Annotated in this window: 6 protein-coding genes and 1 pseudogene; 5 read left to right on the top strand and 2 right to left on the bottom strand. The window is 63.8% G+C overall.

The genetic code is table 11. The annotated features are described in order from the left end of the window. From RDN59_RS10480 to RDN59_RS10470, 3 genes and pseudogenes are all read left to right on the top strand, one after another. Window positions 1-213, top strand: a pseudogene (locus RDN59_RS10480) (allophanate hydrolase); the annotation flags it as partial. A 24-nt stretch (window positions 214-237) separates the two neighbouring features. Continuing rightward, complete coding sequence (locus RDN59_RS10475) at window positions 238-2,031, top strand: biotin carboxylase N-terminal domain-containing protein (RefSeq protein ID WP_308607785.1); 1,794 nt, start codon at window positions 238-240, stop codon at window positions 2,029-2,031. Window positions 2,032-2,053: 22 nt separating this feature from the next. Next, window positions 2,054-2,653, top strand: a complete 600-nt coding sequence (locus tag RDN59_RS10470; RefSeq protein ID WP_308607784.1) for a GntR family transcriptional regulator — start codon at window positions 2,054-2,056, stop codon at window positions 2,651-2,653. Window positions 2,654-2,895: 242 nt separating this feature from the next. Here the strand turns inward: RDN59_RS10470 and RDN59_RS10465 are convergent, their stop codons facing one another. Further along, window positions 2,896-3,675: a putative hydro-lyase gene (locus RDN59_RS10465; RefSeq protein ID WP_374044608.1), complete on the bottom strand. Its 780-nt coding sequence runs from the start codon at window positions 3,673-3,675 to the stop codon at window positions 2,896-2,898. Continuing rightward, on the bottom strand, window positions 3,666-4,829 hold the full coding sequence (locus tag RDN59_RS10460) for a divalent metal cation transporter (protein WP_308607786.1): 1,164 nt from the start codon (window positions 4,827-4,829) through the stop codon (window positions 3,666-3,668). The genes RDN59_RS10465 and RDN59_RS10460 overlap by 10 nt, the downstream gene beginning before the upstream one ends. 309 nt (window positions 4,830-5,138) lie before the next feature. Here RDN59_RS10460 and RDN59_RS10455 point away from each other — a divergent pair, with 309 nt between their 5' ends. Next, the gene (locus tag RDN59_RS10455) at window positions 5,139-6,299 is read left to right on the top strand and encodes an acetyl-CoA C-acyltransferase (protein WP_308607783.1); all 1,161 of its coding nucleotides are present in this window, start codon (window positions 5,139-5,141) and stop codon (window positions 6,297-6,299) included. Then, the coding region (locus tag RDN59_RS10450) for a 3-hydroxyacyl-CoA dehydrogenase/enoyl-CoA hydratase family protein (protein WP_308607782.1) at window positions 6,300-8,243 on the top strand (1,944 nt) is incomplete at its 3' end. It lies immediately after the preceding gene.

Genomic DNA, 8,243 nt, shown 5'->3' with positions numbered 1-8,243 from the left:
GTGTCTTTGGGTCGCGCCCGCGAGGGCGAGCTGCCCTCGGAGGGCATGGTCGCCGGATCGGTCCAGGTACCGCCGAGCGGCGAGCCCGTGATTTTCCTCCGCGATCACGCCGTGACCGGTGGTTACCCGGTCATCGCCACCGTCCTTGAAGAAGATATTGATATTGCCGCACAGCTCCCGCCGGGGGCGACGGTCCGCTTTGAACTCGCTTAAACACTAGTAAAGGAACACCCACCCATGATCTCTGCAGTCCTTATTGCTAACCGCGGCGAGATCGCCGTCCGTATTGCCCGCACCGCGCGTGACCTGGGCATCCGCTCCATCGCCATTTATTCCGAAGCCGATGCCGGCGCCCTGCACACCCAGGTGGCTGACGAAGCTTATGCCCTGCCCGGCAACTCCGCGGCGGATACCTACATGAACATCCCGGCGCTCCTCGATATCGCCGTGCGCGCCGGCGCAGACGCCATCCACCCCGGTTATGGCTTCCTTTCGGAGAACGCCGACTTCGCCCGCACCGTGGCAGAGGCCGGCCTGACGTGGATTGGTCCCTCGCCGGAGTCCATCGAGCTGCTCGGTGACAAGATTGCCGCGCGCCGCGTGGCCGAGGAGGTCGGTGCCCCGCTGGCACCGGGTACCTCCGACCCCATCGATGACTGGCAGGAGGCCCGCGCCTTCGCTGAGGAGCACGGCCTGCCTATCGCGATTAAGGCTGCCTACGGCGGCGGCGGACGCGGCCTCAAGGTGGTGGAGAACCTCGAGGACATCGAAGCCGCCTTCAACTCCGCCGGCCGCGAGGCCAAGGAGGCCTTCGGGCGCGCGGAATGCTACGTGGAGAAGTTCCTGACCCACCCGCGCCACGTGGAGGCGCAGATTCTGGCCGATACGCACGGCAACGTCGCCGTGCTGGGCACCCGCGATTGCTCCACGCAGCGCCGCTTCCAAAAACTCATCGAGGAGGCCCCGGCGCCCGCGCTTTCCGACGAACAGCGCACCGGCATCCACGAAGGTGCCCGCGCCATCTGCGCGAAGGTGGGCTACACCGGTGCCGGTACCGTCGAGTACATCGTCTCCGAGGATGGCACGATCTCCTTCCTCGAGGTCAACACCCGCGTGCAGGTGGAGCACCCGGTGACCGAGATGGTCACGGGCGTGGACATCATTGCCGAGCAATTCCGCATCGCCTCCGGCGAACCCCTCTCCTTCGCGTCCGGCGCGTCCGATTCCGATTCCCCGTCTGAAGCATCCGCTTCAGACGCGTCGGACCCTAGGTCCGACGGCCACGCCTTCGAGTTTCGCATCAACGCCGAGGACATCCTCAACGGCTTCGCGCCGTGCCCCGGCACTATCGTGCGCTTCGAGCCGCCGACCGGTCCTGGCATCCGCGTGGATTCCGGCGTGCGCTCCGGCTCCATCGTCCCGCCCTACTACGACTCGCTCGTGGCCAAGCTGCTGGTCTGGGGCCCGACCCGCGAGATCGCCCTAAAGCGCGCGCAGCAGGCCCTCCAGGAATTCGACATCGAGGGTGTTCGCACCGTCCTGCCCTTCCACCGCGATATGGTCTCCTCTCAGGTCCTCGTGGACCACGGCGACGCCGATGCCGCAGCCGGCATCTACACCGACTGGCTCGACCACAACTACCGCCCCTCCGCAGAAGCCACGAGCACTACCGTGCCTGTCGAGGCCATCTACGCGCAGCGCACCCGCGTTGCGCTGGAAATCGACGGCAAGCTGGTCAGCGTGGGCTTCCCCGCGGAGCTGTTGTCGCAGGGGCCGGTGAAGGGGACGTCGGCAAGCGCGGCCTCTGGGGCCAGCGGCAGCGGCAACGAGGTGACCTGCCCCTACGAGGCCAACCTCGTGGCATGGAACGTAGAAGACGGCGAGACCGTCGAAGAAGGCCAGGCCATCGCCACGATCGAGGCGATGAAGATGGAATCCGCGGTCAAGGCCTCGTCCTCGGGCAAGCTAAGCCGTGTGGCGAAGGAAGGCTCGAGGCTGGAACCGGGTGCGGTGATCGCCACGATTTCCTAGCCGGCGGGCTACTGTAAGTCGCATGCTTGCAGATTCCGTCGCCTCCGCGCTCCGCGCCGCCATCTCCGAGGGCGAATACATGCCCGGACAGCAGCTCAGCGAGGTCCGCGCGGCCGAGCGCTTCGAATGCTCCCGTAACACGCTGCGGGAGTCCTTCGCTATGCTCGCTTCCGAGCGAATCGTCGAGCGCATCCCGCACAGGGGCGTCTTCATTGCCACCCCGGATGCCGACTTCGTGCGCGATCTTTATTTGGCGCGCGCCGCCATCGAGCCGGCCGCTGCGCGCTACGCCGCCTTTGAGGACCCGGGCGAGTTGGTGCGGCTGACCGAATCCGCCGTGCTTGTCGACGCTCCCCGCCCCCTCATCAACCAGCGCTTTCACCGGCAGCTCGTCGCGGGGTTGGGTTCGCCTACGCTGGATCGCTCAATGTCGCATTTGCTCGCGCGGATGCGCCTGACCTTCTTGTTGACGCTGGAGCGCTACCCGCAGATTCACGATAACCACGTGCAGGCCAACATCGACTTGGCCCACCTCATCGCGCAAGGCGAGCGTGAGGCCGCCGCCGATGCCTGCCGTGCGGACTTGATGCGCGCGATGGACTCGATTCTCCGAGTCCTCTAGTTTCCGAGTCCTCCAGCTGCGCCTGCGCTCCTGTAAGCCGGTTCCACCCGCGCGAAACTGCTCGGCCCACATGGTTCTAGTGAGATGGTTCGGGTCAAAAGGTTCGTTTACCCCCAAGTGAACCATATATGCGCTCAAAGAAGGTTTGTTTGCCCCCAAACAAACCTTCTGACCAGAACCATATGAGTGAAACCATGTATCGGCGTCATGAGAGCTAGAGGAAAACGCCACCGAACTGGGCCTCAGGGAATGAGGAAATCGCGGTCCGGGATGTCGGTGACCAACATCTTGCCCGGGGCATGCGTGATGGCCAGGCTGGGCCGCGAGTTCATCACGATGGCCTGCGGGGTCACGCCGCACGCCCAGAAGACCGGGATTGTGCCCTCAGGAATGTCGACGGCTTCGCCGAAATCGGGCTGCGATAGGTCCTCGATGCCGATGGCGGCTGGGTCACCCACGTGAACCGGGGCGCCATGGACGCCTGGGTAGCGAGAGGTAATGCGGACGGCATCGGAAACCTGGTTCGCGGGAATGGGACGCATGGAGACCACCATCGGCCCCGAAAAGACTCCCGCCGGGGCGCAAGGAATCGTCGTGCGATACATCGGCACGTTGCGGCCCTGGTCGATGTGAGCGACGGAAATACCGTTTTCCACAAGCGCATTCTCAAAGGTGAAGGAACAACCAATGAGGAAGGAGACGATGTCGTCGGAGTAGAACGGGGAAGCGTCGCCAAGCGTCTGCGTGAGCTTGCCGTCCTCGTAGATGTTGTAGGCCGGGATGTCGGTGCGTATGTCTCCGCCCGGGATGAGCTCGGAGGTGAACTGCCCGGCCTCCAGCACGCCGACGATGGGGCACGGCTTGGGATTCCGCTGCGCAAAGAGGAGGAAGTCGAAGGCATACTCGCGCGGCAGCGCAATGAGGTTGGCTTGCATGAAGCCGCGGGCGTGGCCCGCCGTGGTGGTCATGTCGTGTGCGCGGGCAAAGGCGCGCACTTCTGCGGGAGTCTGCATCATGCCCATAGGTTAACGATTCCCGAGATGGATTTAACGCCAATGAAGATTTCCAACGCGAGCGCTAGCACGCCGGCGATAAGCAGCCACATCGGCTGCTTGACACCGTGGGTAAGGTCCTGGCGCTTGAACGCGACCCACATGACCATGGCGAAAGCGATGGGCAGGATGATGCCGTTGAAGGCGCCAGCGAAGATGAGGAGTTTCTGCGGCGCGGAATTAAGAATGCCGAAGAGAATAGCGCAGACCACGATGAAGCCTACGGTGAGGAAATTGCGGGTGCGCGGGCTGACCTTCTGGGTGGTCACAAAGGTGATCGAGGTGTAGGAGGCACCGATAACGGAGGACAGGCCGGCAGCGAAGAGGACGACGCCGAAGGCGCGGAGACCAAATTCGCCGGCTGCGTGACGGAAGGCATCGGCAGCCGTGTTGTCTTCAGAGAGCGCAACGCCGGTCGACACAACGCCGAGGACCGCGAGGAAGAGCAGCACGCGCATGATGCCGGTGACGATGATGCCGAGGACAGAGGTCTTGGTAATCGCGTTGACGTTTTCCGGGCCGGACAGTCCGGAGTCAATGAGGCGGTGCGCACCGGCGAAGGTGATGTAGCCACCCACGGTGCCACCAATGAGGGTGGTGATGACGAAGAAGTCAACGCTTTCTGGCATGACGGTGTTCTTCAGCGCCTCACCCACCGGCGGCTGGGAAACAATCGCCACGTAGAGCATGAGCAGAATCATGATGGCGCCCAGCGCGGCGACGATGCGGTCGAGCGCGACGCCGGCTCGCTTGGACAAGAAGATGAAGATGGCGATGGCGGAGGCGATAAGGCCGCCGATGCGGGCATCGATGCCCAGCAGGGCGTTAAGACCCAAGCCAGAGCCAGCGATGTTACCGATGTTAAAGACCACACCGCCGATGAAGACGAGAATGGCGAGGAACCATCCGAGACCAGGCAGAACGGTATTACCCAGCTCGTTGGCACGCATGCCGGAGATAGCAAGCACGCGCCACACGTTGAGCTGGATAGCGATGTCGACGATGATCGACAGCGCAATGGCGAAGGCGAAGGCTGCGCCCATCTGCACGGTGAAGACGGAGGTTTGGGTCAAGAAGCCCGGGCCGATGGCGGAGGTGGCCATGAGGAACATGGCGCCGGCCATGGCGCCGATGCCCTTGGGGGCCTGCGCTTCTTGCGGCGCGTTCTGGGCGGCTTCCTGGGAAGCGGAGGGGTTGGTGGGTTCCAAGCTCATTGTTGGGCACCTTTCGTGACGAAGGTCGCATTAAACGTTGGTGAAAGCATAGGGGTTGTTGAACAATCTGTAAACAGCGCGGGGGTGGCGCACGTTACACCCACGGCAAATCTTCGGCCCCTCACACACTGTCCAGTGAAGCTCCGTTGCACGCGGCAGAAAAGTGACCTAGGATACCGAGTTAACTAATCATGATTCGTTAAATCTACGGAGGAACCCATGTCCCAGGACATCTACCTCGCAGGAGCTGCACGCCTGCCCATTGGCAAATTTGGAGGAAGCCTCGCCCACCTTTCCCTCACCGAGCTCGGTTCACTGGCCGCCGAAGAAGCTATTGACCGTTCGGGGCTAACTGGTGCAGACCTCGATACCGCCGTGGCCTCCAACGTCATGCCCGTCGTGCCGAAGGACCTCTACCTCTCACGCGCCATTGCCAAGAACGTCGGCATGCCGGACTCCTCCACCGCGATGGGCGTGAACCGCCTCTGCGGCTCCGGCGTCCAGGCCGTCATCAGCGCAGCACAGCTCCTGCAGTCTGGCGACGGCTCCTTGGCCCTTGCCGTCGGTGTGGAATCGATGAGCAACGCGCCGTATTCCGTCGAAGGCGCGCGCTTTGGCAAGCGCATGGGCGACGGCAAGCTGTACGACTGGCTCACCGGCGCACTGTCGTGCCCCTTCGGCACCGGCCACATGGGCGTGACCGCGGAAAACGTTGCTGCGGATAACAACATTTCCCGTGAGCGCCAGGACGAGTTCGCCGCAGCGTCCCAGGAGCGCGCCGCCAAGGCCCGCGCGGAAGGCGCGCATGCCGAGGAGATCGTCCCGGTCGGCGAGTTCGACTTTGATGAGGGGGTGCGGGAGACGAACGTCGAGAAGCTGGCAAAGCTCAAGCCGGTCTTTGTCAAGGACGGCACCGTCACAGCCGGTAACGCCTCCGGCATCAACGATGGTGCCGCGGCCGCCGTGCTAGCCACCGCGGAGGAGGTGACCAAGCGCGGCCTTAACCCGCTGGCCAAAATTGTGTCCTGGTCCATCGCGGGCGTAGACCCGACGCGCATGGGTATCGGCCCCATCGCCGCCGTCCCGAAGGCGCTAGAGAAGGCCGGTTTGAGCTTGGAGGATATCGACCTCATCGAGTCCAACGAGGCCTTCGCCGCCCAGGCCATCGCCGTGCAGGACCAGCTGGGCTTCGACCCGGCGAAGACGAATGTCTACGGCGGTGCCGTTGCCCACGGCCACCCGGTCGGCGCCACGGGCATCATCCTCCTGACCAAGCTGGCTTATGCGCTGCGCCGCGAAGGCAAGCGCTATGGCCTGGTCACCATGTGCATCGGCGGTGGTCAGGGAATCGCCATGATTATTGAGAATGGAGCGAAGTAAATGAGCATCACCAAGGTAGCCGTCATCGGCGCAGGTTCTATGGGTTCTGGCATTGCGGCGCTGTGTGCGTCCGCGGGCATGGACGTCGTGCTGCTGGACCAGAATGTGGAGGGCGCCCAGCGCGGCGTCGATATCCAGCTCAAGCGCAAGGGCTTCCACCTGCCGGAGTTTGCCGAGCGCGTGCGCGCCAGCGATGACTACGCCCTGCTGGAGGACCGCGAGTGGATCATCGAGGCCATCTTCGAGGACCTCGGTGCCAAGCATTCGCTCTACCAGGCCATTGAGCCACACCTGTCCGCGGATGCCATCCTGAGCTCCAACACCTCTACCCTGCCGCTGGCTTCGCTCCTCGAGGGCGTGCCGGAGCCCCGCCGCGATAAGTTCGCCATCACTCACTTCTTCAACCCGCCGAAGGTCATGCGCCTGGTAGAGCTCATCGCGTCTGGCCCGACGGAGGCTGCTCTGCGCACGACCATCGAGCAGACACTGGGCAAGATTGCGCTCGAATGCCGCGATACGCCGGGCTTCATTGCCAACCGCGTGGGCTGCTACTGGATGGCCGCCGGCGTGGCCCGCGCCCGCGAGTTCGGCGTGAGCTACGAGCTTGCCGACGCTGCCTTCGGCCGCGCCTTCGGCATCCCCCGCACCGGTATTTTCGGGCTGCTCGATTACATCGGTCTCCAGCTGGTCAAACCGATTTGGACGTCTTTGGAGACTGCCCTGCCGGCAGGCGATCCACTTCTTGACGTTCCGCTTGGCGATGACTCCTTTATCGAAGGTCTCGTTTCTCGCGGTCTGACCGGCCGCACCGGTGAGGGTGGCTTCTACCGCGGTCGTAACGAGGTCATCAATGCTGCTTACGCGTATGTGCCCCGCTCAACGTTGTCCGATCCCGTCATGGGCCTCAAGGATCCCCGCGAGGTCATGGACACCGCCTCCCCAGGCGGCCGCTTCGCCCGCGCGGTCTTCCTCGACACGCTGGCCTACTGCTGCGAGGTAGCACCCTCCGTCGCGGACCATGTGGGCCTCATCGACGAGGGTCTCACTTTGGGCTTCGGTTGGAAGAAGGGCATCTTCGCGCTTGCCGACGCCATCGGTATCGACTGGGTCGCCTCCGCCTACGGCTCCGAGGTTCCTTCCTTGGTCTCCGCCGCTGCTCAGGCGGGTGGCTTTTATGGCGAGGGCTCCGTACTCTCCTCGACCGGTTCGCGCCAGGAGCTCGCGCCGCGCGAGGGTGTCGTAACGCTGTCTTCTCTTGATACTGAGACCATCGTGTCTCTGGAGGCGGGCGCGGTCCACGCGGTGTCCACGTCGGCTGGGCGCATCGGCATCATCGACCTGCATACGCCGATGAATTCCTTGCCTACCCCTGCCCTTGAAGTTATCCGCGCCGCCCTCGACGCTGTGTCCTCGGCGAATCTCGTCGCGCTGGTCATCGGCAACGACAAGCCGGTCTTCAGCGCGGGAGCGGACCTTTCTTCCATTGCGGCTGCGGGTGAATCGGGTTCTGCTTCGCGCGTCGAATCATTGATTGCGGATGGTTCCAAGACCCTGCGTGCGCTCAAGTTCGCCCCGGTCCCCGTGGTGGCGGCTGTGCGCGGCGTAGCCTTGGGCGGCGGCTTCGAAACCGCTCTGGCCTGCGACCGCATCGTGGCCCACGCCGATACTCGCCTCGGCTTCCCGGAGCGCACCGTGGGCCTCTACCCCGGCTGGACCGGCACCATCTCCTCGCTGGAGCGCCTCAAGGCGTCCGGCGTTGAAGACTACCACCAGAAGGCCTTTGATTTCATCGCCTCGGCGCGCAACTTCTCCTCTGCTTTCGAGGCACAGAAGGCTGGTTTCTTGGCTTCGTATGCCGTCTTCTGCTTGAAAAAAAAACAACTCCTGGCGCGAGCTTTGGAGGAGGAGGGCACACTCGCCGGGTCTGACCCCTCACCTACAGCC

This window comes from uncultured Corynebacterium sp., assembly GCF_902489365.1.
Taxonomy (GTDB): Bacteria; Actinomycetota; Actinomycetes; order Mycobacteriales; family Mycobacteriaceae; genus Corynebacterium.
The sequence above is the reverse complement of the archived record's forward strand: the minus strand, read 5'-3'. Positions and strand labels throughout refer to the sequence as shown.